This is a genomic window from Pseudomonas sp. Pmew2 (genome assembly GCF_058129885.1).
The window spans coordinates 4,180,992-4,206,149 of the sequence record NZ_CM176702.1 but is presented as its reverse complement, the minus strand read 5'-3'; the positions used below and the strand labels follow the sequence as shown (position 1 = coordinate 4,206,149).

The 25,158-nt window shown below is 55.4% G+C and carries 21 protein-coding genes, 4 tRNA genes, 2 pseudogenes, 1 riboswitch and 1 other annotated feature; of the genes and pseudogenes, 18 read left to right on the top strand and 9 right to left on the bottom strand.

Annotated features, from left to right (window positions below):
* Positions 1-145 precede the first annotated feature (145 nt).
* Complete coding sequence (locus tag AC4ANK_RS19275; RefSeq protein WP_002554430.1) at positions 146-658, bottom strand: 6,7-dimethyl-8-ribityllumazine synthase; 513 nt, start codon at positions 656-658, stop codon at positions 146-148.
* 128 nt (positions 659-786) lie between these two features.
* A riboswitch (FMN riboswitch) is annotated at positions 787-953 on the bottom strand.
* 212 nt (positions 954-1,165) lie between these two features.
* On the opposite strand from AC4ANK_RS19275, the gene ltaE reads away from it, so the two are divergent.
* The 7 genes from ltaE to AC4ANK_RS19240 all read left to right on the top strand — a co-directional run bounded on the left by ltaE (position 1,166) and on the right by AC4ANK_RS19240 (position 7,128).
* Positions 1,166-2,170, top strand: coding sequence for a low-specificity L-threonine aldolase (gene ltaE / locus AC4ANK_RS19270; RefSeq protein WP_460384760.1), 1,005 nt, complete (start codon positions 1,166-1,168; stop codon positions 2,168-2,170).
* A 144-nt stretch (positions 2,171-2,314) separates the two neighbouring features.
* Entirely contained in the window at positions 2,315-4,939 is a 2,625-nt protein-coding gene (alaS, locus tag AC4ANK_RS19265) for an alanine--tRNA ligase (RefSeq protein WP_002554428.1), read from the top strand.
* Positions 4,940-5,032: 93 nt separating this feature from the next.
* Entirely contained in the window at positions 5,033-6,265 is a 1,233-nt protein-coding gene (locus tag AC4ANK_RS19260; RefSeq protein WP_002554427.1) for an aspartate kinase, read from the top strand.
* A gap of 171 nt (positions 6,266-6,436) precedes the next feature.
* Positions 6,437-6,625 (top strand): carbon storage regulator CsrA, encoded by a 189-nt coding sequence (gene csrA, locus AC4ANK_RS19255; RefSeq protein ID WP_002554426.1) that lies wholly within the window; start codon positions 6,437-6,439, stop codon positions 6,623-6,625.
* A 62-nt stretch (positions 6,626-6,687) separates the two neighbouring features.
* Positions 6,688-6,778, top strand: a tRNA-Ser gene (locus AC4ANK_RS19250).
* A 109-nt stretch (positions 6,779-6,887) separates the two neighbouring features.
* Positions 6,888-6,964, top strand: a tRNA-Arg gene (locus AC4ANK_RS19245).
* Positions 6,965-7,051: 87 nt separating this feature from the next.
* Positions 7,052-7,128, top strand: a tRNA-Arg gene (locus AC4ANK_RS19240).
* Between the two features lie 43 nt (positions 7,129-7,171).
* On the opposite strand, the gene bamE is transcribed toward AC4ANK_RS19240, so the two are convergent.
* A complete protein-coding gene (bamE, locus tag AC4ANK_RS19235) occupies positions 7,172-7,663 on the bottom strand; it encodes an outer membrane protein assembly factor BamE domain-containing protein (protein ID WP_002554425.1) in 492 nt (163 codons plus the stop codon).
* Positions 7,664-7,987: 324 nt separating this feature from the next.
* Here bamE and mgtE point away from each other — a divergent pair, with 324 nt between their 5' ends.
* Positions 7,988-9,430, top strand: a complete 1,443-nt coding sequence (gene mgtE / locus AC4ANK_RS19230) for a magnesium transporter (protein ID WP_002554424.1) — start codon at positions 7,988-7,990, stop codon at positions 9,428-9,430.
* A gap of 177 nt (positions 9,431-9,607) precedes the next feature.
* On the opposite strand, the gene AC4ANK_RS19225 is transcribed toward mgtE, so the two are convergent.
* The 3 genes from AC4ANK_RS19225 to AC4ANK_RS19215 all read right to left on the bottom strand — a co-directional run bounded on the left by AC4ANK_RS19225 (position 9,608) and on the right by AC4ANK_RS19215 (position 10,835).
* Complete coding sequence (locus AC4ANK_RS19225; RefSeq protein WP_002554423.1) at positions 9,608-9,934, bottom strand: Arc family DNA-binding protein; 327 nt, start codon at positions 9,932-9,934, stop codon at positions 9,608-9,610.
* A 439-nt stretch (positions 9,935-10,373) separates the two neighbouring features.
* Positions 10,374-10,559: a PA3371 family protein gene (locus tag AC4ANK_RS19220; RefSeq protein ID WP_002554422.1), complete on the bottom strand. Its 186-nt coding sequence runs from the start codon at positions 10,557-10,559 to the stop codon at positions 10,374-10,376.
* Positions 10,560-10,595: 36 nt separating this feature from the next.
* Positions 10,596-10,835 carry a hypothetical protein gene (locus tag AC4ANK_RS19215; RefSeq protein ID WP_002554421.1) on the bottom strand — a complete coding sequence of 80 codons (240 nt, stop codon included), beginning with the start codon at positions 10,833-10,835 and terminating at the stop codon, positions 10,596-10,598.
* 315 nt (positions 10,836-11,150) lie between these two features.
* Between AC4ANK_RS19215 and AC4ANK_RS19210 the strand changes: the two genes are divergently transcribed.
* A tRNA-Arg gene (locus tag AC4ANK_RS19210) sits at positions 11,151-11,227 on the top strand.
* 289 nt (positions 11,228-11,516) lie between these two features.
* Here AC4ANK_RS19210 and AC4ANK_RS19205 read toward each other — a convergent pair.
* A complete protein-coding gene (locus AC4ANK_RS19205) occupies positions 11,517-11,981 on the bottom strand; it encodes a hypothetical protein (protein ID WP_004665888.1) in 465 nt (154 codons plus the stop codon).
* Between the two features lie 120 nt (positions 11,982-12,101).
* Between AC4ANK_RS19205 and AC4ANK_RS19200 the strand changes: the two genes are divergently transcribed.
* Both AC4ANK_RS19200 and AC4ANK_RS19195 read left to right on the top strand, forming a co-directional pair.
* A complete protein-coding gene (locus AC4ANK_RS19200) occupies positions 12,102-13,082 on the top strand; it encodes an IS5 family transposase (RefSeq protein WP_044424202.1) in 981 nt (326 codons plus the stop codon).
* 159 nt (positions 13,083-13,241) lie between these two features.
* Positions 13,242-13,490 (top strand): annotated as a pseudogene (locus AC4ANK_RS19195) (transposase); the annotation flags it as partial.
* 139 nt (positions 13,491-13,629) lie between these two features.
* Here AC4ANK_RS19195 and AC4ANK_RS19190 read toward each other — a convergent pair.
* On the bottom strand, positions 13,630-14,646 hold the full coding sequence (locus AC4ANK_RS19190; protein ID WP_002554419.1) for an IS110 family RNA-guided transposase: 1,017 nt from the start codon (positions 14,644-14,646) through the stop codon (positions 13,630-13,632).
* Positions 14,647-14,720: 74 nt separating this feature from the next.
* Here AC4ANK_RS19190 and AC4ANK_RS19185 point away from each other — a divergent pair.
* The 5 genes and pseudogenes from AC4ANK_RS19185 to AC4ANK_RS19165 form a co-directional block, all read left to right on the top strand.
* Positions 14,721-15,620 (top strand): annotated as a pseudogene (locus tag AC4ANK_RS19185) (IS3 family transposase); the annotation flags it as partial.
* A gap of 130 nt (positions 15,621-15,750) precedes the next feature.
* Complete coding sequence (locus tag AC4ANK_RS19180; RefSeq protein ID WP_031599172.1) at positions 15,751-16,146, top strand: CesT family type III secretion system chaperone; 396 nt, start codon at positions 15,751-15,753, stop codon at positions 16,144-16,146.
* A 386-nt stretch (positions 16,147-16,532) separates the two neighbouring features.
* Positions 16,533-18,047, top strand: a complete 1,515-nt coding sequence (gene istA / locus AC4ANK_RS19175; protein ID WP_082301208.1) for an IS21 family transposase — start codon at positions 16,533-16,535, stop codon at positions 18,045-18,047.
* Between the two features lie 20 nt (positions 18,048-18,067).
* On the top strand, positions 18,068-18,823 hold the full coding sequence (gene istB, locus AC4ANK_RS19170) for an IS21-like element ISPsy14 family helper ATPase IstB (protein WP_002552598.1): 756 nt from the start codon (positions 18,068-18,070) through the stop codon (positions 18,821-18,823).
* An 860-nt stretch (positions 18,824-19,683) separates the two neighbouring features.
* Complete coding sequence (locus tag AC4ANK_RS19165; RefSeq protein ID WP_031598481.1) at positions 19,684-21,222, top strand: PAS domain-containing hybrid sensor histidine kinase/response regulator; 1,539 nt, start codon at positions 19,684-19,686, stop codon at positions 21,220-21,222.
* Positions 21,223-21,811: 589 nt separating this feature from the next.
* Here AC4ANK_RS19165 and AC4ANK_RS19160 read toward each other — a convergent pair.
* Both AC4ANK_RS19160 and AC4ANK_RS19155 read right to left on the bottom strand, forming a co-directional pair.
* Entirely contained in the window at positions 21,812-22,327 is a 516-nt protein-coding gene (locus AC4ANK_RS19160) for a GAF domain-containing protein (RefSeq protein WP_005734824.1), read from the bottom strand.
* A 302-nt stretch (positions 22,328-22,629) separates the two neighbouring features.
* Positions 22,630-22,878, bottom strand: a complete 249-nt coding sequence (locus AC4ANK_RS19155; RefSeq protein ID WP_031598479.1) for a hypothetical protein — start codon at positions 22,876-22,878, stop codon at positions 22,630-22,632.
* A gap of 94 nt (positions 22,879-22,972) precedes the next feature.
* Here AC4ANK_RS19155 and AC4ANK_RS19150 point away from each other — a divergent pair, with 94 nt between their 5' ends.
* Entirely contained in the window at positions 22,973-23,773 is an 801-nt protein-coding gene (locus AC4ANK_RS19150; RefSeq protein WP_460384766.1) for an IS5 family transposase, read from the top strand.
* Positions 23,736-24,958 (top strand): IS3-like element IS51 family transposase gene (locus AC4ANK_RS19145; protein ID WP_095178853.1). Its coding sequence is split into 2 segments (ribosomal slippage): positions 23,736-24,021 and positions 24,021-24,958, totalling 1,224 coding nucleotides; the frame shifts between segments, so codons are not numbered across the junction. The genes AC4ANK_RS19150 and AC4ANK_RS19145 overlap by 38 nt, the downstream gene beginning before the upstream one ends.
* Positions 24,014-24,130, top strand: a sequence feature (AL1L pseudoknot). It overlaps the preceding gene by 117 nt.
* Positions 24,959-25,158: the final 200 nt, after the last annotated feature.

The window sequence follows — 25,158 nt, the reverse complement described above, 5'->3', positions numbered from 1 at the left end:
ATCTCAACTATCGTGCGACGCTGCAGCGTGAGGAGCGATAATCTCGACTATCGTGCGACGCTCCGCGTCGGCATGCCGTTCTGGACGCTCTGCGTCCTCTTTGCGACCGTCCTGAAGAACGCCTCTCGTGCCGCTGCTACGCGTTTCAGCAGGCCGCTTTTTGCTGAGCGTCCAGGCGACGCAGGCTGCGTACCTTGTTCAAGGTGTCAGCGCAGGTCTTGGCCGCTTCTTCGCCTTTGTGCGAGAAGTGATCGAAGAAGAACTTCTGATGTTCTTCGCCCGCATGGAAGTGGTGCGGTGTCAGGACCACGGAAAACACCGGTACTTCGGTTTCCAGCTGGACCTGCATCAGCGCGCTGACCACTGACTGCGCAACGAATTCATGGCGATAGATGCCGCCGTCCACTACCAGTGCAGCGCCGACGATGCCAGCGTAGCGGCCGGTATTGGCCAGCAGTTTTGCATGCAGCGGAATTTCGAAGGCACCGCCCACTTCAAAGATGTCGATGTCACTTTCCGCATAGCCATGATTGGCCATCTCGGCGATAAAACCTTTACGGCTTTGATCGACGATATCCTTGTGCCAGCAGGCCTGGATGAAGGCGACGCGTTCGTTCGGGTGGTTTTTGCTTTTGCTGTCGATTGCAGTAGGTTGCACGTGTTCTGACTCCTGTTTTTATGGAAAAAACAGGGCGTTTGGATCGAAAGGGATTCAAGTCGCGTAGGAAAGCCTCCTGAACGATGTCGTTCATGATGAGGTTTTGCAGACGTTCTTGCAGACACCAATCCCGCTCTCTCTTCATCCGGACTATGACCGTCGGCCCCGGAATCACACCGGGTCTGCTGACCTTGCCGATCGCCAGCCAAAGCTGCGACCCCCAAGCGCTCGCGGGCTAGACGCATTGCGCGCCATTACCGCCGGTGGGGAATTGCACCCCGCCCTGAGAACGTTGCCGGCACTTTACGTGGCCGGCGCGGGATTTTTATCACAGTTCGCTGGATCATGCATGGACACTTTCGTACGGTGCACCTACCTTTTTCTTATAAGGGCACGGAGTATCGAGAGCGGCGGTGCTTGATTATCATGTACCGCGTCTTCAGTAATGCCTTGTTGCAAGCCAAAGGTTGCATGCATTATCGATCTTCAACTTCAGGGAGCTTTTTCGTGACTGTCATCGATCTGCGCAGCGACACAGTGACTCTGCCTACGGCCGTTATGCGCGATGCCATGGCACGTGCGCCCGTTGGCGATGACGTCTACGGTGAGGACCCAACCGTCAACCTGCTCGAAGCGACGCTCGACGAGCGCCTCGGGTTTGATGCTGCGCTGTTCGTGCCGTCAGGCACCATGAGCAATCTGCTGGCACTGATGGCGCACTGTGAGCGTGGCGATGAATACATCGTTGGTCAGCAGGCCCACACGTATAAGTACGAAGGCGGCGGTGCAGCGGTGCTGGGCTCTATTCAGCCACAGCCACTGGACGTGCAGGCCGATGGCTCGCTGGACTTGCAGCAGGTGCTCGACGCCATCAAACCCGATGACTTTCACTTCGCCCGCACACGCCTGCTGGCCCTGGAAAACACCATGCAGGGCAAGGTGCTACCGTTGGAATACCTGGCCGCCGCACGCACACTGACGCTGGAAAAAGGCCTCGCCCTTCATCTGGACGGCGCACGGCTGTACAACTCATCGGTCAGGCTGGGAGTCGATGTCCGCGAGATTACCCGGCACTTCGATTCGGTATCGGTGTGCCTTTCCAAGGGTCTGGGCGCACCGATCGGCTCGGTGCTGTGCGGATCGCAGCCGTTGATCGCCAGAGCGCGCCGCTTGCGCAAAATGCTCGGTGGCGGCATGCGTCAGGCCGGAGTGCTGGCTGCCGCAGGGCTCTACGCGCTGGATAATCAGGTCGAGCGGCTGGCGGATGACCATGCCAATGCTGCGTTTCTGGCCGAAGGCCTGAGCGGGCTCGGCTACGCTGTCGAGCCGGTGCAGACCAATATGGTCTACGTGCAGATTGGTGAGCGCGCTGCAGCACTCAAGGCGTTCTGCGCCGAGCGTGGCATCGTGCTCACAGCCGCGTCGCGACTGCGCATGGTGACCCATCTGAATGTGTCGCGTGCGCAGGTTGAACAGGTCATCGCTGCATTTGCAGCCTTTGAACACTCATGAGATGACGATAATCCAGTTAGTTGTTTCTATCGCACAAACACACTGTACCGAGGGCGCAACGCCTATATAATGCGGCCCTTTGCCGTCGCTACGTCATTTGACGTTTTGCACTTGCCTCTGGCCGCAGTCTCCGTGGAAGAACCTATGAAAAGCGCAGAAATCCGTGAAGCCTTCCTTGGCTTCTTCGAAGAGCAAGGCCACACCCGTGTTGCTTCAAGCTCCTTGATTCCGGGCAATGACCCAACCCTGCTGTTCACTAACGCAGGCATGAACCAGTTCAAGGATTGCTTCCTGGGCCAGGAAAAACGCGCCTACACCCGCGCCGTTACCAGTCAGAAATGCGTGCGTGCCGGTGGCAAGCACAATGACCTGGAAAACGTCGGCTATACCGCTCGTCACCACACTTTTTTCGAAATGCTGGGCAACTTCAGCTTCGGTGACTATTTCAAGCGTGATGCCATCACCTACGCCTGGACTTTCCTGACCTCCGAGAAATGGCTGAACCTGCCCAAGGAAAAGCTTTGGGTCACGGTCTACGCGACCGACGACGAAGCCTACGACATCTGGACCAAAGAGATCGGCGTGCCTGCCGAGCGCATGGTTCGTATCGGCGACAACAAAGGCGCGCCTTACGCCTCCGATAACTTCTGGACGATGGGCGATACCGGGCCATGCGGTCCTTGCAGCGAGATTTTCTTCGATCACGGCCCGGAAATCTGGGGTGGCCCGCCAGGCTCGCCGGAAGAAGACGGTGACCGTTACATCGAAATCTGGAACAACGTATTCATGCAGTTCAACCGTACGGCTGATGGCGTGTTGCACCCACTGCCGGCGCCCTCGGTCGATACCGGTATGGGCCTGGAGCGTGTCAGTGCCGTTCTGCAACACGTACATTCCAACTATGAAATCGACCTGTTCCAGAGCCTGCTGGCTGCGTCGGCCAAGGCCATTGGTTGCAGCAATGACAACCAGGCTTCGCTGAAGGTCGTGGCGGACCACATCCGTTCTTGCGGTTTCCTGATCGCAGACGGCGTGCTGCCTTCCAACGAAGGTCGTGGCTATGTCCTGCGCCGCATCATTCGTCGCGCCTGCCGTCACGGCAACAAGCTGGGTGCCAAGGGCAGCTTCTTCTACCAGATCGTTGCGGCGCTGGTGGCCGAAATGGGCTCTGCGTTCCCTGAGCTGGTGCAACAGCAGTCGCATATCGAGCGCGTGCTGAAAGGTGAAGAGGAACAGTTCGCCAAGACCCTTGAACAGGGTCTGAAAATTCTTGAACAGGATCTGGCTGACCTCAAAGGCACCGTGGTGCCGGGTGAAGTCGTGTTCAAGCTGTACGACACCTACGGTTTCCCGATGGACCTGACGGGTGACATCGCCCGCGAGCGCAATCTGACCCTGGACGAAGCCGGCTTCGAGCGTGAAATGGACGCCCAGCGCGTGCGCGCCCGTTCGGCCAGCTCGTTTGGCATGGACTACAACAGCCTGGTCAAGGTCGACGTCGCCACGCAGTTCACCGGTTACTCTGCAACGACTGGCAGCGCCAGCGTTGTGTCGCTGTATAAAGAAGGTCAGTCGGTCACTCACCTGAATGAAGGCGAAGAGGGCGTGGTGATTCTCGACACCACCCCGTTCTATGCCGAATCAGGCGGTCAGATCGGCGACAGTGGTTTCCTGCATGCCGGTGATGTGCGTTTTGATGTCAGTGACACCACCAAGACTGGCGGTGCGTTCCTGCACCACGGTGTTGTGGCGTCCGGCAGCCTGAGCGTTGGCGCACAGGTTGAAACACAGGTGGCCGATGAAGTTCGCGATGCAACCAAATTGAATCATTCGGCCACTCACTTGCTGCACGCCGCATTGCGTCAGGTGCTGGGTGAGCATGTTCAACAGAAAGGCTCGCTGGTCGACAGTCAGCGTCTGCGCTTTGACTTCAGCCATTTCGAGGCGATCAAGCCCGATCAACTGCGTGCGCTGGAAGATATAGTCAACGCCGAGATTCGCAAGAACACCGAGGTAATGACCGAAGAAACCGATATCGACACGGCGAAGAAGAAGGGCGCCATGGCGCTGTTCGGCGAAAAGTACGGCGACAGTGTTCGCGTACTGAGCATGGGCGGCGAGTTTTCCGTCGAGCTGTGTGGTGGCATTCACGCCAGCCGCACCGGTGACATCGCGCTGTTCAAGATCGTCAGTGAAGGCGGTGTCGCTGCAGGTGTGCGGCGTATCGAGGCGGTTACCGGTGCTGCTGCGCTGGCCTGGCTGAATGCGGCCGAAGATCAACTCAAGGAAGCTGCGACGCTGGTCAAAGGCAATCGCGACAACCTGCTGGACAAGCTGACGGCTGTGCTTGAGCGCAACCGTCTGCTGGAAAAACAACTGGAACAACTGCAAGCCAAGGCAGCCAGTGCCGCCGGCGACGACATGTCGTCTGCCGCGCTGGATGTCAAAGGGGTCAAGGTTCTGGCTACGCGCCTGGATGGCCAGGACGGCAAGGCGCTGCTGGCGCTTGTCGACCAGTTGAAGAACAAGCTCGGCCGCGCAGTGATCCTGCTCGGCAGTGTTCATGAGGACAAGGTTGTCTTGGTCGCAGGCGTGACCAAGGACCTGACTGGCCAACTCAAAGCCGGTGATTTGATGAAGCAGGCGGCTGCCGCTGTCGGTGGTAAAGGCGGTGGGCGTCCTGATATGGCTCAAGGCGGTGGTGTCGATGCAGGTGCGTTGGATTCAGCGCTGGCACTGGCCGTTCCTTTTGTAGAGCAGGGTATCTGAGTCGAGTCTGCAGGCCTGTCGATTGCCGGCAGGCCTTGCAAGGATTTGAATGGGTTAATAGGTGCTCTTAACGGGTTCTGAGGCGGCTTTGAGATGGCTTTAATCGTACAGAAATTTGGCGGCACCTCGGTGGGCTCTGTAGAGCGCATCGAGCAGGTGGCCGACAAGGTCAAGAAATTCCGTGAGGCTGGAGACGACCTTGTGGTCGTGCTGTCGGCCATGAGCGGCGAAACCAACCGTTTGATCGAGCTGGCCAGGCAGATCAGTGATCAGCCGGTTCCCCGTGAGCTGGACGTGATCGTTTCCACTGGCGAGCAGGTCACCATCGCGCTGCTGGCGATGGCGCTGATGAAACGTGGCGTGCCTGCGGTGTCCTACACCGGCAATCAGGTCCGTATCCTTACCGACAGCGCGCACAACAAGGCGCGCATCCTGCAGATCGACGACCAGAAGATCCGCTCCGACCTGAAAGCCGGTCGTGTGGTGGTGGTCGCCGGCTTCCAGGGCGTCGATGAGCACGGCAACATCACCACCCTCGGCCGTGGTGGCTCGGACACTACCGGTGTTGCGCTGGCCGCAGCGCTGAAAGCTGACGAGTGCCAGATCTACACTGACGTCGATGGTGTGTACACCACCGACCCGCGTGTCGTGTCGCAGGCTCAGCGCCTCGACAAGATCACCTTCGAAGAGATGCTGGAAATGGCCAGCCTCGGGTCCAAGGTGCTGCAGATCCGAGCGGTCGAGTTCGCCGGCAAATACAACGTCCCGCTGCGCGTTTTGCACAGCTTCAAAGAGGGGCCGGGCACCCTCATTACAATCGATGAAGAGGAATCCATGGAACAGCCGATCATTTCCGGCATCGCCTTCAACCGCGATGAAGCCAAGCTGACCATCCGTGGTGTGCCAGACACCCCCGGCGTAGCGTTCAAGATTCTCGGCCCGATCAGCGCGGCCAATATCGAAGTCGACATGATCGTGCAGAATGTTTCGCACGATAACACCACCGATTTCACCTTCACGATCCATCGCAACGACTATCAGGCGGCCTTGCAGGTGCTTGAGTCCACCGCGCGTGAGATCAGCGCTCGTGAAGTGTCCGGCGATACCAAGATCGCCAAGGTGTCCATTGTCGGTGTCGGCATGCGCTCGCATGCAGGCGTTGCCAGCCGTATGTTTGAAGCATTGGCCAAGGAAAGTATCAATATACAGATGATCTCCACGTCGGAAATCAAGGTTTCCGTGGTCATCGAAGAGAAGTATCTGGAGTTGGCTGTGCGCGCGTTGCACACGGCTTTTGAGCTGGATGCTCCGCGGCAGGGTGAGTGATCCTGTCGTCGAAGGACGCGGTCCGACCGCGTCTTTCGGGTGCTGCGCAGAAAGGCTGTGGTTTTCTTTGCGTTAGTCGATACACAGGTAAGGGTTGTGGCCTTGTGCTACAGGTCGATGCCTACTGGTTTGCAGACTGTTGTCCCTGAATAAAGGCGTAAGGAGAAAAGTATGCTGATTCTGACTCGTCGGTGCGCGGAAAGCCTGATCATTGGTGACGGTGAGATTACCGTGACCGTGCTCGGAGTGAAGGGTAATCAGGTGCGTATTGGTGTCAATGCGCCCAAGGAAGTCGCTGTCCACCGTGAAGAGATTTACCTTCGCATCAAGAAAGAGAAGGACGAAGAACCAAGCCATTAATTTTTATTGAATTTTTGGTTTGCAAACGGGGAAAAGGGTGGTTATTATACGCCCCGTGTTGCGGAGAGCTGGCCGAGTGGCCGAAGGCGCTCCCCTGCTAAGGGAGTACACCTCAAAAGGGTGTCGGGGGTTCGAATCCCCCGTTCTCCGCCATTATTTATGTAGTGCGTAAGATTGGGCTTGATCGGTAAGTTGTTGAATTTACTAGAAAAAGTGCTTGACTAAACAATATTACGACCTATAATGCGCGGCACCAACACATGCACTCGTAGCTCAGCTGGATAGAGTACTCGGCTACGAACCGAGCGGTCACAGGTTCGAATCCTGTCGAGTGCACCATTTAAAGTTGTTTGAAGTGTTGTAAGCAATTACAAGGTTTCCGATAACTGGCTTCAACCAGAGGTGATCTGGTCTAAAAACACCAATGCACTCGTAGCTCAGCTGGATAGAGTACTCGGCTACGAACCGAGCGGTCACAGGTTCGAATCCTGTCGAGTGCACCATACAACGAAAAGCCCACATCGAAAGATGTGGGCTTTTTGCTTTCTAGCGTTTTCCTTTAACGCATCCGTTCCCGTCGAATGTCACATTGTTGCTGCGGCCCTTTTTCTGGTTGTACACGTAATGCAATTCGCCATTACGGTTGGTGATTTTGTCCGGACGCCCCAGCAGGCTCTCGACATCACGCATAGTCATGCCGGGAGGTGTGCGCTGGTTGATGATAGCTGCCCGACGCTGTTCGGCGCTAAGGCGGTTGCCGCAACCATCATCGCGCGTGCCGACCACTACCAGTTCCTGGCTCGCGGGCTTCCTGCGTGTTGGCGCTGAAAGGTTTGCGGGCGGGAGTAACCCGATGTTGGTTCCCGGTGGCGCATTGAAGGCCCTTTGCATGCTGGTGCTGTGGCCTTCAGGGCAGCCGAGAGTGGTGAACATGATTTTTCCGGAAGCGTCTTCGCAGCGATGAACAGTGCTGGCGGTCGCGGGTGCAGGAGCGCAGAGTAGAGCGCTCCACAGGGATAGATGAACGGCTGTGCGCATGCTCAAGTCCTCCATGACAGGGTGTCGTGCAAGCCTAGCCGCAGCCTCTGGAGGCGGCGAGCAGGTTTTCTTGGCTGAATGTGACGTTGAGGCCGGGCCAGCTCACAGAGTTTTACAGGTTTGTGCTGCAAACGGTTGTTATAGGCCGAATTTCTCGCATGCGCTTCTCTAAAAGCGGTGTATCATTGCGCCCGTCAGCTCCGCCGGGGCTTGTGGAACACCTCCATGGACTTACCCAGTCGTTACTCAATAATGTTTTTCAACAATCATGAATTAACTGATTGATCTCCCGGCGTGCTCCGCTGCTGGGAGTGGAGTTCGCCTATGACCGAAAGAGAAGTAAAAAAAACGCAGGAAAGCTTGCAGGATCGCCTGGCTCAGGTTGTCGATCTGCTGCAGCGCCAGCGTATTGTTGAAGACCTGACCCATCGTCAGGAAGGTCAGCATCAGGACCGTGTAGAAAACCTGGTTCACCGGCAGAACCTCGTCGAGTTGCAACGCAAGCTCGAAGACCTTCACTCTGCCGACGTCGCTTATATCCTCGAAGCCCTGCCTCTGGAAGATCGTCTGACCGTATGGCAGCTGGTCAAGGCTGAGCGTGACGGCGACATTCTTCTTGAAGTATCCGATTCCGTTCGTGAAACCCTGATCGCTGACATGGATGATCACGAGTTGCTCGCGGCGGCACGGGACATGGACGCCGACGAACTGGCTGACCTTGCTCCCGAGTTGCCCCGTGATGTCGTTCACGAGCTTATGGAGGCACTGGATTCACAACAGCGTGAGCGCGTCCGTTCGGCTTTGTCCTATGACGAGGATCAGGTCGGTGCGCTGATGGACTTCGAGATGGTGACGATCCGTGAGGATGTCAGCCTTGAAGTGGTGCTGCGCTACCTGCGCAGGTTGAAAGAGCTGCCGGGCCACACCGACAAACTGTTTGTGGTCGACTCCGAAGGCGTGCTCAAGGGTGTGCTGCCGATCAAGCGCCTGCTGGTCAATGATCCGGAGAAGCAGGTTGGCGAAGTCATGGCCAACGATCCGGTCAGCTTTCACCCGGAAGACGATGCCTACGATGCGGCACAGGCCTTCGAGCGTTACGACCTTATCTCTACGCCGGTGGTGGACAAGAACGGCAAGCTGATCGGCCGTCTGACCATCGATGAAATGGTCGACCTGATTCGTGAAGAGAGCGAAAGCGAAGTTCTCAACATGGCGGGTCTGCGCGAAGAAGAAGATATTTTCGCTTCGGTATGGCGTTCCCTGCGCAACCGTTGGGCCTGGCTGGCAGTCAATCTGGTGACGGCCTTCCTGGCTTCGCGCGTGATCGGCCTGTTCGAAGGCTCCATCGAGAAGCTGGTGGCGCTCGCTGCGCTGATGCCTATCGTGGCCGGGATTGGTGGCAACTCCGGTAATCAGACCATCACCATGATCGTTCGCGCGATGGCGCTGGATCAGGTCAATACCGGTAATACCGCCCGCTTGCTGCGCAAGGAACTGGCTGTCGGCTTGATCAACGGTTTGCTCTGGGGCGGGGTGATCGGCGTGGTTGCCTACATGCTGTATGGCAGTTGGTCGCTAGGCGTGGTCATGACCGCAGCCATGACGCTCAATCTGCTGCTGGCGGCGCTGATGGGCGTTTCCATCCCTATGGCGCTGGCGCGCCTGGGGCGAGACCCTGCCATGGGAGCAAGCGTCATGATTACGGCGATGACCGACAGCGGCGGTTTCTTCATCTTCCTGGGGTTGGCGACGATCTTTCTGCTCTAAGCTTTCTGTTTCAAGATAGGCTCTTAAAATAAAAAAACCGCCATGATCAGGCGGTTTTTTATGCCCTGACGAAGTCTTCGGCTTGCCATGTACTGCCGCTAGGCCTACGACTACTAACGAAAAAGGCTACAACGAAAAAGGCCAGCTTTCGCTGGCCTTTGTCTGTTACACCAAGTCTCAGGACTCTTCGGAAGCGAGTTCCGTGTCATGAGCAATCAGCGAAACAAGTGCATTCTGTTGACGATGTGAAAGCTGACGAAAACGTTGCAGCAGCTCGCGTTCGTGCAAGGACAGCTCAGGACTGTCAAGACGCAGGCTTGGTTCATCACCAAGTGCGCCTTCCTGAATCAGGCTTTGTTCGAGACGAGCAATGATTTCCGAGTTCATGCTGCGGTGATGATTCTTGGCTACCTCTTGCACGCGATTACGCATGCCGTCTGGTAGGCGAACGACGAACTTGTCAGCCGTGCGGCTGGAATAAGTAGCCTGTTTCATAGGGCTCATATATTTAACCGGTTAGTTCAGGGGAAGCGGTTCTAGCAAGTGGCCGCAAGATCGTGAGACAGTCATTTTGGCCAAATGTTCAACCGGGGTTCCAAGGGGCCGACATCATGCCGTAATACGTCGAATCCTTGGCGTCAATTCTGTGACAAATATTGACTCAGGTGGCGGCTTTTGGCCAGCACCAATTATCAGAAATGCGAGCAAATTTGCAAAGTCCTCGCATTTGCCCCTGAATAACCGGGCACGTCACTGAGCTTCTTTTTGCCATCATGGCCATCTGACTCTGAGAGTAGGTCGGAATTCAGCGCAAACGAAGCTACCCGACCAAGGGTTGCGAGGGCGGGGCGAAAGCAGGATTTGGAGGATATGAGCGCAGTGCTCGGCGCGATGAGCGGGTCGAGCGAGAGGGTTGTGAGCTTTTGGTGCTATGCCTTTTAGATTAGCGAAGCACCGGGTCGAATTTGATACGACGGCCGAGAAAAAGCGCTACTACGAAAAGACTGGCGAACACGCCTGCAGCGATGTTGGCAGCGATGCTCAGGGTGTGCGCTTGGACAGGAAGCAACAGGTCAACGATCACAGCCATAATCGCCAGGACCAGAAATGACAACGCGGATTTTGACATGGCTACTCTCTCTATAAATGGCTGGTTCAAGCGTTCTCAGAAAATCCAGCGCTGCTCGGCGCGTGGCATCTGGAGTGAATCATCATCGTCATTGGCCAATACCGCTGCGCTAGCAATGCGGTCAGTCATGATAGCCAACTGAGGCGCATGGCTGATCTGGTGATGAACAGGAGCAGGTGCGGTGACCTGCGTGTCACTGGCGCCGGAGTCATGAAAATGAAATGCCACCAGAGCCACCAGAGCTGCCGCATTCAACACTGAGAGAGTCTTGTTCATTTTCCAGTACCTGTGCCCGACCGTTTGGGAGGAGATGTGTTCACTGATACTGATAATGCAGTCTGCATGCCAATCAGAAAATGATAAAAATTCCTTTTAAATCAATGACATATTAATTGAAAAAAGTCGGGTGCAGTGCGTTTTGCAATGATGGCTTTTTGGGGGATTGCAAATTGCATGATCGGTTTATTCAGCCGCGTTTCGGGGCGACATCGGCTACAGCTTTGAAGGGCAATGACGACATGACAAAAGCGGCACATGCCGCTAAGATGCACGCCGTCCTCGCTGGCACCGATCGGTGTGCTGGCACGCAGTGTCTCAGTAGCTCAATTGGATAGAGCATCCCCCTCCTAAGGGGAAGGTTGGCAGTTCGAACCTGCCCTGGGACACCATAATTATCAAGTGGTTAGCGAGACTTGGTGTTAGCTTTTTCGATTATCCTTGTCGCTAGTCCCCACTTTGGTCCCCACTTCTCTGCACGTTCATTATCGAGAGATCCACCAAGGAACCATGGTTGTTTTGGTCGATTTCCGAAACTGGTGCTAGCTCGTTCTCACTTTCTTTGAATTCCATTCCAATTGAAAAGTCATTTGCGCTGCAGTTGATCTCGATACGTCGGAATTGGTCGGCACGTTTGAGCCGCCCATGTAGGGGCGGCTGACAGAGATAAACCCTTACAGGTCATGTGTGCTTGTGCCCAAATCCCCGAGGCTGAAGAAACATGTTTTCTAGGTCATTTGGGCCAACATCGGAAGCGTCCTTCACCTGCAACGATCTCTTAAGCAGATAGATTCCGTCGATGAATTGCGGTGGTTGCCCAGGCACCATTACAACTGGCATTAAGAGATAAGCACCAGCCTTCTTGTAGTCGTCCAAAAACCTTGTGAGGTTGACGTCATCAGCAGGTTCCATGGTCAGGGAGCGCGACGCCAGCATCGCAACTTGTAGATCCCCTTGATCCCTCGGGATCTTTGAGGTGATGACCATTCCGTAATGCGTCGGATGCTCGATGGAAAACCGGCGAACAATGCCTACGTGGATTTCCTCCTCCTTGTCTACTGTCCCGAATCGCTCTCGCCACCGCTCAAATATTTTTACGGCCGCATCCCTATCCTTAAACATTATCGCAATGAAGGGCGGCGCCATGGGATTAACCACTCCATAAGCTATGTGTAGTGGTCTAATGAAACCGGACACCCATTTAGGGAATCTCCGAACAAGTCCCGGTTATGCGAAAATCGCCTGACCACCTGATCCGAGCCTCCCATGAGCCAGATGAGCTTTTCCGATTTCGAATATGCCAGCAAGCGCAAGCAGACACGCCGCGAACGCTTCCTCGCCGAGATGGATCAGGTCGTCCCCTGGACAGGTCTGCTGGGCCTGATCGAACCGTTCTACCCCAAGGCCGGCGGTGGCAGAAAACCTTATCCGCTGGAAACCATGCTGCGCATTCACCTGCTGCAGAACTGGTTCTCCCTGAGTGATCCGGCCATGGAAGAAGCGCTCTACGAAATCACCCCCATGCGCCAGTTTGCACGCCTGACGTTGAGTGCGCCGATACCGGAAGACACCACGATCATGAACTTCCGGCACCTGCTGGAGAAACATCAACTGGCTCCTGCAATCCTCGCGGTCATCAACGGTTATTTGCAGGAAAAAGGCCTGTCGCTGCGCCAGGGCACCATCGTCGATGCCACCATTATTCATGCCCCAAGCTCGACCAAGAACAAAGACGGCGAGCGTGATCCCGAGATGCATCAGACAAAGAAGGGTAACCAGTATTTCTTCGGTATGAAGGCCCACATCGGCGCTGACGTTGAGTCTGGACTGGTTCATCACGTCCATGGCACTGCGGCCAATGTGGCCGATGTCACTCAAGTCGCCGAACTGCTCCACGGGGAAGAAAACGCGGTCTATGCGGACGCTGGCTACACCGGTGTCGAGAAGCGTGAAGAGCACGAAAATCGTAACGTGATCTGGCAAATCGCGGCGCGGCGCAGCACGTATTCCAAGCTGAACAAACGCAGCCTGTTGTACAAAGCCAAGCGCAAGATCGAGTACTGCAAAGCGCAGACACGCGCCAAGGTCGAGCATCCGTTTCGGGTCATCAAGCGCCAGTTTGGTTACGTGAAAGTACGCTTTCGTGGGCTGATGAAAAACACGGCCCAACTGACCACGCTGTTCGCCCTGTCGAACCTGTGGATGGCTCGAAAGCGACTAATGGGTTTGGGTGAGTTGCGCGCTTAACACGGAAAACCGAGCGAAAAACGCGCTCGACTCACACTGCATCAGACCGTTTTCAGAAAAATAGCGCTATGTGCCTGGCAAATTACGGCTTGCCACCGCTGCGCGGCAAGTTGATCGGAGCATCCTTAGGCGAGAATGCTCGCCAGACAGAGGTGTCTGATGACCAAACAACGCCGTACCTTTTCCGCTGAATTCAAACGTGAGGCCGTAGGCCTCGTGCTCGATCAAGACTATAGCCACATTGAGGCCTCTCGCTCGCTTGGTGTCGGAGAGTCTGCTTTGCGCCGATGGGTCGACCAGGTGCAGCAAGAACGCACGGGCGTCACCCCGCAGAGCAAGGCGCTGACCCCGGAGCAGCAGAAAATCCAAGAGCTGGAAGCCCGAATTGCTCGCCTTGAGCGGGAAAAAGGCTAACGGCTTCTTGCTGAGCCAATTTTTAAAACAGGTTCTTCGTCAGGCTGATAGGCCGTTTACGTCATCCACTATTCAGCTATCGCAAAACCTGAAAGGTAAATCGTGGTACAGCAACAACTGCCGAATCAGGCGCTCAGGCGCCTGGCCCTGCTTCGTACTGCGTATGGTGCGCGGCTATCGCCCAAGCGATTCGCGCCAGCTTGTTAGCCAAGGCACAGGCCACAACATTGGAGTGGCGTCGACTCAGCAATGAACGAACCCAGTCGGCCAAGGCTCCTTTCTGGTGATCGAGTCTCTGCATGTAGACCCTGGAACATTGCACGAGCAACTGTCGAAGGTGCTTGTCGCCGCGTTTACTGATCCCCAGTAAGTTGGCCTTGCCGCCGGTGCTGTATTGCTTGGGTACCAATCCCACTGATGCGGCAAAGTCCTGGCTGCATCGATACTGCTCACCATCGCCCATCTCCACAGCTAGCAGGCTGGCGGTGATCGGGCCTACACATGGAATGCTCAGCAAACGGCTACCCAGATCATCATCGGCCACTTGGCATGCCAGCTCTTTATCCATTGCCTTGATTTGCTCATCCAGATAGATGAGGTGATTGTGCAAACGCTGCAGCAGCACCGTCAGACGAACGGGAAGTTCATGCTCAGCCAAAACAACCGCCAGACGCTTCATGATGGCCAAACCTCTGGGCAGGCTGACGCCAAATTCCAATAGAAAACCGTGCATCTGATTAGCGGTTCTGGTGCGATCACGCACCAACGATTCGCGCATCCGATGGAGTACAGAAAGGGTTTGCTGGGATTCAGTCTTGGGCGTAACGAAACGCATCGAAGGACGAGAAGCGGCTTCGCAAATCGCCTCAGCGTCGACAAAGTCGTTTTTGTTGCCCTTGACGAAGGGCTTGACGAACTGCGGGGAAATCAGCTTGGGCGTGTGTCCAATTGCCGCCAACTGACGAGCAACACAGTGCGACCCCGCACAGGCCTCCATTGCCACGACACAGCTCTGCGAGCTGGCAAAAAATTGCATCATGTGCGCCCGTGAACATTTTTTGCGAAACACCTCCCGGCCTGACTTATCCTGGCCGTGCAGATGGAACGTATGTTTACCGAGATCAATACCTATCAGCGCTGACTCGCTCATGATGATGCCCTCCGAAAATAAAGCACCCTGCTAAAGCTTAGCCCTCGCAGGGTGTGGGGGTGACCATCTCATTAGGCTACCGCGCTCTTGATATCGGAAGATCTCGAGGGTTCGCGCTGATTGACCAGTTGAGCATCCACGAGCCGGTTGATTGGCTGTGCAAGGTGTTTGAAGTGACCCGCTCGTGCTACTACGCTCGGCGTCTCAGGCGCCGCACACCGGATGTAGAACGCCTTCGATTGCGCAGTCGGGTGAACGAGTTGTTCACCCAAGGCCGCAGTGCTCCCGGTAGCCGTAGCATCACGGCCATGATGCAGGACGACGGCGAGCGAATCGGGCGATTCAAGGTGCGCAGCCTGATGCGCGAGCTGGAGTTGGTCAGCAAACAACCGGGATCGCATGCTTACAAAAAGGCGACGGTCGAGCGGCCCGACATTCCTAATATTTTGAACCGGGAGTTTGATGTGTCCGCTCCTGACCACGTCTGGTGTGGCGATATCACTTACACCTGGGCTCAAGGGAAATGGCAGTATCTGGCGGTTGTGCTAGATCTTTTTGCCTGCCGTGTTGTGGGCTGGGCGTTGTCGGGAAAGCCGGATGCCGACTTGGTCATCAAGGCCTTGGACATGGCTTACGAGCAGCGAGGGAAGCCTCAAGGTTTGCTGTTCCACTCCGACCAAGGCTCGCAATATGGAAGCCGGAGTTTTCGCCAGCGCCTTTGGCGATATCGCATGCGTCAGAGCATGAGCCGGCGAGGAAATTGTTGGGATAATGCGCCGATGGAGCGGGTGTTCAGGAGCCTTAAAACCGAGTGGATACCGACCATGGGCTACACGACGGTCCAACAAGCTCAGCGGGATATCAGCCATTTTTTGATGCACCGGTACAACTGGATTCGACCGCACCAATTTAATGGTGGACTGCCACCGGCTCAGGCCAAGAAAAAACTTAACGTCGTGTCCGGGATCAGTTGACCACTACAATGCCACACTAAATCCAGCCGAAAAATACGGGCCGCCCGGAATCTTGGTATGCCGCTATGGAACTAAACCCATAATATCGACCACACATATCATATGTGTCATCTACGAATGGGAAAAACATATGAAAACAAATTTTGATCGATGGGTGGATGCTCTGATAGCGCGTTACAAGCTACCTACGCCACCCGGAAAGCAGTTCGAGGATGAGGTTTATCGCTTTATGGTCAACGACGATATTCCCGTTAAGATTTATGGAGAACGTGACGGTTGTATTTATTTACATAGCACTCTTGGTGCGTATCAAGATAAGTACGAAGGATTTAGTCGTGAGCTACTTCAAGCTAATGACTTTAGCCTAAAAAAAACCTGCCTGATATTAGGTCTTGATAATCAATATAATCTGATTTTGCATGCTCGGCTGTTGCCAGCGGACATCGAAGGCGCACAGGGGGTCGCAAGTTTTGAGCACTTTATCGATAGCAGTAGCGCAATAAAAAACCACTTCAATCTTAAGTGAGGAATCTTCCATGGGCATATGTGCATCATCCAGTCGCAACCAATATAGTCCAACAGTATCTAGTACCTGTTCACCTCAGCATGTCGCGTCGCACGGAAACCTAGCCAGCAGCGGCGGAAATCGTATTACGTCTGTAGACCAGCTAAACTCTACTGAGCGTAAACGGTTTTTAGAACAGCAAGATTGCGGATTCCACGACTATCCGGACACCCATTCCACCAACATCCGGACACTGATTCCATGCTGATCCGGACACTCATTCCACAAGCATCTGGACACCGATTCCACGGCCATCCGGACACTTTCAGGCAGGCAGCAACGCAGGACTATTCACTACTATCGACCTCTTTTTTCGAAGCGAAGAGGTCGTCGTGGAGCGTTTATCCATGCATAAAATCCGAGAGGTACTACGCCTAAAGTTCGACGCTGGCCTGTCCGTGCGCAAGATCGCCGCCAGCTTATCCATCGGCCATTCGAGTGCAGGGGATTACCTTTGCCGGTTCGCCGCCAGTGGGCTTCAGTGGCCCATCGATATTTCTGACGCGGAGTTGAATCGACGGCTGTTTCCACCGGCAGTGCCAGTGCCGACCGACCAGCGCCCAATGCCTGACTGGGCATGGGTACACGCGGAGTTGCGCCGCCCCGGCGTCACTTTGGCCTTGCTCTGGCAGGAATATCGACTCGCTCACCCGCAAGGCTTCCAATACAGCTGGTTCTGCGAGCACTACCGCCTTTGGACCGCCAAGGTCGACGTGGTCATGCGCCAGGAGCATCGTGCTGGCGAAAAGCTGTTCGTCGATTACGCCGGGCAAACAGCGCCGGTCATCGACCGACAAACCGGCGAGATCCGTCAGGCTCAGATCTTCGTCGCCGTTCTCGGCGCGTCCAGCTACACCTTTGCCGAGGCCACCTGGTCGCAGAAACTGCCCGACTGGCTGGGCTCGCACGTCCGATGCTTTGCTTTTTTCGGCGGCACAACGCAGATCCTGGTGCCCGATAATCTGCGCAGTGGCGTGACTAAAGCGCACCGTTACGAGCCGGATATCAACCCCAGCTACCGCGATCTGGCCGAGCATTACGGCGTCGCCGTCTTGCCTGCTCGCTCGCGCAAGCCCAAGGACAAAGCCAAGGTCGAAGTCGGCGTGCAAGTGGTCGAACGCTGGATCCTGGCGGTGCTGCGCAACCGCCAGTTCTTCTCGCTTGGCGAACTCAACACAGCCATCGCGCTACTGCTGGATCGCCTCAACCACAAGCCCTTCAAAAAGCTGCCCGGCTCACGCCGGTCAGCCTTCGAGGCCATCGACCAACCGGCCCTGGAAGGCCTGCCGGAACACCCGTACGTCTATGCCGAATGGAAAAAGGTACGCGTCCATATCGACTATCACGTTGAGGTCGATGGCCACTTTTACTCGGTGCCGTACCAGCTGGTGAAGCACCAAGTCGAAGTGCGGCTCACGGCCCAGACCGTCGAGTGCTTCCACGCCAACCAGCGCGTGGCCAGCCACCTTCGCTCGCAGCACAAAGGCCGCCACACCACCCAAACCGAGCACATGCCCAAGAGCCACCGCGAGCACGCCGAATGGACACCGCAACGGCTGATCCGCTGGGCAGAGCAGACCGGGCCTAACACCGCCGGCGTCATCACCTACATCCTCGAACGCCGAATCCATCCGCAACACGGCTTCCGCGCCTGCCTGGGCATCCTGCGCCTGAGCAAACAGCACGGCGAAGCGCGGCTGGAAGCCGCGTGCCAGCGGGCGCTGGCACTGGGCGCATGCAGCTACAAAAGCCTCGAGTCGATCCTGCGCCAAGGGCTGGAGCGCCTGCCGCTGGCCCAGCAAAACCTGCCGCTGCTGCCTGACGAGCACATCAACCTGCGTGGCCCGGGCTACTACCACTGACCTGAGAAAGGAGCTTCGAAATGCTACCGAATCCAACGCTCGACAAGCTACAAACCTTGCGCCTGCACGGCATGATCAAGTCGCTGGGCGAACAACACGCAACGCCTGATATCAATGATCTGAGCTTCGACGAACGCTTCGGTCTGATGGTCGATCGCGAGCTGACCGAGCGCGAAGACGCCCGCCTGACCACCCGCCTCAAAGCCGCGCGGTTGCGCCACAACGCCTGCCTGGAAGACATCGACTACCGCAGCCCGCGTGGCCTGGATAAGGCCTTGATCCTGCAACTGGGCAGCGGCCAATGGCTGCGCGATGGCCTGAACCTGATCATCGGCGGGCCGACGGGCGTAGGTAAAACCTGGCTTGCCTGCGCGCTGGCTCACAAAGCCTGCCGCGACGGTTACAGCGTGCGCTATCTGCGTCTGCCGCGCTTGATGGAAGAACTAGGCCTGGCCCACGGCGATGGCCGCTTCGCCAAATTGATGGCCGGCTACGCCAAGACTGACCTGCTGATCCTGGACGACTGGGGCCTGGCACCGTTTACCGCCGCGCAACGGCGCGACATGCTTGAGCTGCTGGACGACCGCTACGGCAACCGCTCGACGCTGGTGACCAGCCAAATGCCAGTGGACAAATGGCATGCGTTGATCGGCGATCCGACCTTGGGCGATGCGATCCTCGACCGGCTGGTGCATAACGCTTATCGAATTGAACTGAAGGGTGAATCGATGCGCAGGCGCGCAACGAAATTGACGGCGGCAGGGGCTTCAGACTAACAATGCAAACCTGCGTCGCTGCGCTCCGACTGCCTGTCCGGATAAGCGTGGAACGAGTGTCCGGATGTTGGTGGGCTGAGTGTCCGGATGACGTGGAATTCGCACAAAGGAGACACATTGATTGCTAAAGAGGTGATGCGCCTTAGTAAACCCTATATTGGTCCCGTGAGGTTAGAATGGCCTGAGATTACGGTTTCGAAATTAGGGTCTGCCAGGGACATCGCAACACCCCCATTACAAGTGATCTACAGCCATCCTGTTGAATCTGCCGTCGACCTCATCTACTCACAGATTCGGTGGATGACCCTGTGGATAACCTCAGCGCAAGTTGGGCTTACCCGCCGTGCTGCTGGGCTGTGAAGCATTGGTCTTTTTTTGACCAATGCCTGTCGCGTCAACGGCGTGAGTCGATTGGAGGTATTTTCAACACGGTGTTGACCTGTCTGTGCATCTGGTTGGCTTCTGCATGCAGTGTCGCCGCCAAGGTGCTGGCTATGGGCGACAAAGCATTGTCTGTTGGCGCTGATTGCGAATTAACCCGTTGGGTGATGACATGCTAATCCAGCATCAATCGGTAAATATTCAGCATTGATATGATGCGCAAGGTAGAAGCCAGGGGCAGCAAAATTTCGGTAACGGAGTCAACCCTGCGCCAGCGTCACCATAACCCGGGAACTAAGCACGTTCGGCGGGGCCATACTGACTCACGATCAAATAGACTGGACTCGCATCGTAGACATGGGGCATTTTTCAAGCGGAAGCTACGCGCTGAGCTATCAGCATCCACTCGTTCATCTTTGAATTGGGTTTTCCAGTCCTGCCAAGGATTTTTAGTTGTTACTTTCCGATGAGACATCATCATGGATGCGTTACCCACCCACCTGCTTCAGCTCGCGCTACAGAGTGCCGACCTGGGGGTCTGGATGCTCGATCTGGAGCGCGACCAAGAAGTCCTGAGATCTCTTCGCCACGATCAGATTTTTGGCTACGAAACCCTCCAGCCCCAATGGGGACTGGAGATTGCTCTGACGCATATCGTTGAGGAGGATCGCCATATCCTCACGGATGCTTTCGAGCGTGCAAGAACGGTCGGCTCACTGAGTTGCGAATTTCGTGTGCGCTGGCCGGACGGTTCCATTCATTGGGTTTCACCGCTCGGGCGGACCGAGTTTTCTGAAGGCGGCATTCCTCTACGTGTATCTGGCGTGGTCGCGGATATTACAGTCCGCAAGCAAATGGAAGCCGAATCGTTGCAAAGAAGCAAAATGGCTGCGATCGGCGAGCTTACTGCAGGCATCGCCCATGACTTCAATAATATCCTCCAAGGTCTCGGCGTCTCTTTCGAACTTATTTCTAACCTCGCCAGATCTGGACGCTTCTCGGCAGTTCCTGAGCGAGCTAGGCGCGGACAAGAGCTGGTTCAGCGGGCTGCAATGATCACACACCGACTACTAGCTTTCTCTCGGCGCTCGCCACTTGCCCCATGTGCACTCGACCTTGCGAGCCGTCTGCCTGATATCGTAAGCCTCCTACGTCCTACTGCGGAACACCACGTCAACGTGACGGTGTGGGTATCTCCGAATCTTCCAGCTATTCACGTTGATAGTGCCCAATTTGAGGCGGCAATCCTCAATCTTTTGGTCAATGCGCGAGATGCGAGCCCACGAGGTGGGAATATCGAAGTGACGGCGCAACAAGCCCAGGATATGACGCTTGCTCTGGATGACGATAAAACGTATCAGAGCTTTGCACTCATCGAGGTCATGGACCAAGGTAGTGGCATCCCGCTGGAGCAACTCGACCAGGTATTTGAGCCATTCTTTACCACCAAACCGATTGGAGCCGGGACGGGACTGGGCTTGTCCCAGGTTTACGGTTTTGCTAACCAGTCGGGGGGCAAAGTCGACTTGGATAGTGTGCTCGGAGTCGGGACTCGGGTTCGAATGTGGTTACCCTTTGAAAGTTCTGACTCATCAACAGACGCGGTCGTCGAAACGCTGTCACCTAGCCTTGAGCAGTCATCAGTTATAGATAAGCCAACAGGCCGCATTCTGTTGGTAGATGATGAGTTTGAAGTGCGTGAAACGATGGCGACCTGGCTAAAGCAGTTGGGTCATGAGGTTATCGTCGCCAGCGACGCTTCCGGTGCACTAGAGCGCATGCGCGAAGCTGCTGAATCCTTCGATTTGATGATCAGCGATATCGGCTTGACCGGCCCAATGGATGGCTGCGAGTTGGCCTATCAATGCCGAGTGCTGTACGACGATATGCCCGTATTGCTTGTCACCGGTTATGCCGGAGACGACTTGGAGAAACGTCTCCCGCCAGACACGCTGGTGCTGGTCAAACCCTTCGATATGCCGACGTTGGTCGCTGCGATCGCCAAATGTGTAACTTAGAGCCAGTTGGTTTAGCTCGCGCCCGGCCTGGAGGGCAGCGGCCCTAGAAATGATCAGAGCCCATACCAACGTGCTGATTGGCGTGGTCGTGCCAACTACTGATCAGACTCGGCCACCGAATACTGATCTCGTGAAGCTCGCACATTGGAAGCGAGAGTAAGTCAACGCAAGCGAACTCGCTGCTTGCCAGTTGCCTCGCGTCGTTCAAAACAGTAAGCCGACAACCAAGCCAGAATCTTGGTACGGGCAACCTGAACTGCTGCAGGAAATCCTGAAATTGGCGAATCCTGTGCGCGGGAGTAAGGTTGCAGCTTTCAAATGGTTGGAAAAGCCCAACCCTATTTAGACGATAAGCGACCAATTGAACTCGCTGAATCTGATGAAGGTGCGACTCGAGTGCTGGAGTACATGAAGAACTGGGTTGCTCAGCATTTATAAGTCTCCGTTTCGGACGAACAGAACGAGAGCTGATCCTCCAGTATTGCTGTCTGGCCGCCTTCTTAAGCTGCTAACTGTTATTCCGGGGCTATGTACTGCGAGGAGAAAAATCAGTCTCAGCGTGCTGTAAAGATGAACTTTTTCGCCATGGCTACGACGCATGTTCTTGTTGGTTTATACGCATAGAAAAAATCACGCCGATCAGCTTGGCAATTATTTCCAAAGTGCTAATTACATCTGGGTCATCAAGCAGCGCTGGCTGTGAATCTATGGCACACAGGCTCCCAAAAAGCGTTCCATTAGAAAAAAATATAGGTATTGCTACGTAGCTTTCGAAGCCAAAAAGGCTCACGTTCGGATGATCGCGGTATTTCGGATCTTGGCTCAACCTCGGAATCACTAGAGTCTTGTGATCAAAACGCATTGCATTGCAAAGGCTCTCCTCCAAAGCAAAAGCATCACCTGGTGCGATGCCAAAATGCACGGCATCATGAACTGCACACGCAATCCAGTCGCTTTCTGTAAACTTGGCAATGGACACGAATCTCATCTGAGTAAGGCGGCTGACCAATTGCAATGTGCTAGTAGTCGCTTCAATTTCAGCGATAGCGGAGAATTCGGCCGCGGTGATCACAGGTTTATCTGGGTTGGTATTGGAAAATCTCATGTGCGTCCTATCAGATAAAGCTTTCTTTTGAATCGTTCCGTATACGGTATCATGGGCTCACTGGACGTGGCCAAAATATCTCAACGTTTCTCGCCGCAGAAGTACCGACAGGGTCGCGGTTGGTGGTGTTGCTTCAACGGCTTTTGAGCAGCCGATAAGCGCTCTGCGAACTTGCCTTGCCAAAAATGCTATTGATTTATACCACGCTCGCACAGCCGTCACCATATGCATTAGGGCGACGGGGCCAGCCAGAGAAAGCCGCTCAGTTATTGGGGCCGCAGTTTCATGGGCATGGAATGCTTTTACTGTTCTTGGCAGGCTCGACGACGTTTCCAAAAATGCTTCTTAGTCTCAATTTCGTCGAGCAAGGCCATCCATTGATCAACTGTGATTAGCATCTGATCTTGCGCACAATGTAGATACCCAGCTGCATATGCAGCTTGTGTTTCTAGAACCTGTTCGTTTGAGGAATCAGAGATCCTATCAATCACGATCCGAGCATCTTTCAGGGTAAGCTCGAAAAACAGTGCAGATAAACTACGTTCTTTCACTAGGGTCTGTTCCCGTTTCGACGTAACCCATTGATCTCTATGAGAACAGGCCCGTATTGTTGGAGTTCTCACACAACACCAATACGAGCCTGCAATGCCCCGATTAATGCTCAGTGATGAGCACTGGCCGAAGCTTCGAGAAATTTTGCTGCACGAATCGATCTACAACAAGCGAGATTTGCGCACCACGGTTGAAGGCATGCTGTACCGCATGCGTGTGGGTTGCCCTTGGCGAGACCTGCCGAAAGCGTTTGGAAACTGGAGCAAGGTCTACAAGCGGTTCAATGCCTGGTCTGCTTCAGGCAAGTGGGTCAAGGTGCTTGAGGTGCTGATGACCGATCCTGACATGGAGTGGGTTTTCATTGATGGCAGTTATGTAAAGGCTCATCAGCACAGTGCAGGTGCTGCCAGCACGCAGGACCAGGCCATCGGAAAAAGCCGAGCCGGTAACACCAGCAAGATTCACCTGGCTGTAGACGCTTGTGGGCTGCCCATTGCATTTGACGTGACCGGAGGCCAGACCAATGATTGTTCGCAGGCGGCCTCGTTGATTGCCAAGATGCCCAATGCAGAAGTGATCATTGCGGACAAGGGCTACGACACTGAAGCGATACGCGCTCAGGTCGAGCAGCAAGGCAGCAAAGTGGTGATTCCACGAAAGCGCAATTCTCTGAAAGGGAACGCAGATCTGGACAAAGGATTATATCGCAATCGACATCTCGTAGAAAACGCCTTTGCCCGGTTGAAGCATTTCCGGGCGGCGGCTTCTCGGTTCGACAAACTCAAGAGAAACTATGAAAGCGTCATTGAACCGCCCCGGGTTTCTCGGAGACTCCAACCTTTGAGAGGATGGAGCGATGAAAAAACTACCGAAGTATTCCCCAGAGGTCCGTGAGCGGGCCATCAGGATGGTTTTCGAACACCTTCCTGAGTACGAGTCGCAGTGGGCCACCATCAGTGCCATTGCCCCCAAGATCGGCTGCACGCCCGAGACATTACGGCTGTGGGTTCGCCAATCTGAGCGCAACAGCGGCCAGCGTGATGGGCTGAGCACAGTCGAACGTGAGCGAGTCAAGCTCTTGGAGCGTGAGAACCGTCAGTTGCGTCAAGCTAACGAGATCTTGCGTAAGGCCTCAGCCTATTTTGCCCAGGCGGAGCTCGACCGCCCATTCAAACGATGAAGACGTTTATTGATGAAAACCGCCAGTCTTACGGGGTCGAGCCGATTTGCAAGGTGTTGCCAATCGCCCCGTCGACGTACTACCGGTACGCTGCTCAGCAGGCTGACCCCAGCCAGCAGTCAGCGCGTGCGCAGCGTGACCAGGAACTGGGTGAGCACATCCAGCGAGTCTGGGATGAGCACTTCCAGGTATATGGCGTGCGCAAGGTCTGGCGACAATTGCTGCGTGACGGACTGCAAGTCGCCCGCTGTACGGTGCAACGTCTGATGGGAGAGCTGGGCCTGCAAGGCGTGGTACGCGGCAAGCCCGTCAAGACGACGGTCAGCGACCAAGCCAGGCCGTGCCCGCAGGATCATGTCAACCGTCAGTTTGTGGCTGAGTGCCCGAACGCCCTATGGGTATCGGACTTTACCTACGTCAGTACCTGGCAGGGTTTTGTTTACGTGGCCTTCATCATTGATGTCTTTGCCCGATTCATCGTCGGTTGGAAGGTGTCCAGTTCAGCGCGTACCGATTTTGTACTCGATGCACTGGAGCAAGCCCTTTACGCCCGTCGCCCAGTCAAGCAGGGTGGACTCATTCACCACAGTGACCGTGGCGTGCAGTACGTGTCCATTCGCTATACCGAGCGTCTTGTCGAAGCCGGTATTGAGCCATCGGTCGGGAGTGTCGGTGACTCTTACGACAATGCTTTGGCTGAGACCATCAATGGTCTTTACAAGGCTGAAGTGATTCATCGACGCTCTTGGCCCACACGGGGGGCGGTGGAGCTGGAAACCCTGAAATGGGTGGACTGGTTCAATCACCGCCGCCTGCTGGAGCCAATCGGTCATATTCCACCGGTCGAAGCAGAAGCAATCTATTATCAGCAACTCACCGAGTCTGCCCAGGTGGCATGACTCAAACAAAAGGGTCTCCGAGAAACCCGGGGCGGTTCATCATAGCAATGGCCTGCGCTTTTCTGTGGCTGCCAATGTGAAACGGGAACAGACCCTAGACGCTATCCTTAGGTGTGGTGCTCAGCGGGGTGTCTTCTGTGCACGCTTACAATCTTCACTGACAAGCAGCGCGTGTCCGACTACTGCTAAGGCCGCGACTT

Excerpts from the sequence above, each read along its gene's own strand:
- AC4ANK_RS19260 (WP_002554427.1), top strand. The coding sequence starts at position 5,033 with ATGGCTTTAATCGTACAGAAATTTGGCGGCACCTCGGTGGGCTCTGTA.
- AC4ANK_RS19220 (WP_002554422.1), bottom strand. The coding sequence starts at position 10,559 with ATGTCAAAATCCGCGTTGTCATTTCTGGTCCTGGCGATTATGGCTGTG.
- csrA (WP_002554426.1), top strand. The coding sequence starts at position 6,437 with ATGCTGATTCTGACTCGTCGGTGCGCGGAAAGCCTGATCATTGGTGAC.
- AC4ANK_RS19180 (WP_031599172.1), top strand. The coding sequence starts at position 15,751 with ATGAAAACAAATTTTGATCGATGGGTGGATGCTCTGATAGCGCGTTAC.
- istA (WP_082301208.1), top strand. The coding sequence starts at position 16,533 with ATGCATAAAATCCGAGAGGTACTACGCCTAAAGTTCGACGCTGGCCTG.
- AC4ANK_RS19225 (WP_002554423.1), bottom strand. The coding sequence starts at position 9,934 with ATGAGCCCTATGAAACAGGCTACTTATTCCAGCCGCACGGCTGACAAG.
- AC4ANK_RS19200 (WP_044424202.1), top strand. The coding sequence starts at position 12,102 with ATGAGCCAGATGAGCTTTTCCGATTTCGAATATGCCAGCAAGCGCAAG.
- AC4ANK_RS19150 (WP_460384766.1), top strand. The coding sequence starts at position 22,973 with ATGCCCCGATTAATGCTCAGTGATGAGCACTGGCCGAAGCTTCGAGAA.
- AC4ANK_RS19190 (WP_002554419.1), bottom strand. The coding sequence starts at position 14,646 with ATGAGCGAGTCAGCGCTGATAGGTATTGATCTCGGTAAACATACGTTC.
- bamE (WP_002554425.1), bottom strand. The coding sequence starts at position 7,663 with ATGCGCACAGCCGTTCATCTATCCCTGTGGAGCGCTCTACTCTGCGCT.
- alaS (WP_002554428.1), top strand. The coding sequence starts at position 2,315 with ATGAAAAGCGCAGAAATCCGTGAAGCCTTCCTTGGCTTCTTCGAAGAG.
- AC4ANK_RS19165 (WP_031598481.1), top strand. The coding sequence starts at position 19,684 with ATGGATGCGTTACCCACCCACCTGCTTCAGCTCGCGCTACAGAGTGCC.
- AC4ANK_RS19215 (WP_002554421.1), bottom strand. The coding sequence starts at position 10,835 with ATGAACAAGACTCTCTCAGTGTTGAATGCGGCAGCTCTGGTGGCTCTG.
- AC4ANK_RS19160 (WP_005734824.1), bottom strand. The coding sequence starts at position 22,327 with ATGAGATTTTCCAATACCAACCCAGATAAACCTGTGATCACCGCGGCC.
- mgtE (WP_002554424.1), top strand. The coding sequence starts at position 7,988 with ATGACCGAAAGAGAAGTAAAAAAAACGCAGGAAAGCTTGCAGGATCGC.
- AC4ANK_RS19205 (WP_004665888.1), bottom strand. The coding sequence starts at position 11,981 with ATGGCGCCGCCCTTCATTGCGATAATGTTTAAGGATAGGGATGCGGCC.
- istB (WP_002552598.1), top strand. The coding sequence starts at position 18,068 with ATGCTACCGAATCCAACGCTCGACAAGCTACAAACCTTGCGCCTGCAC.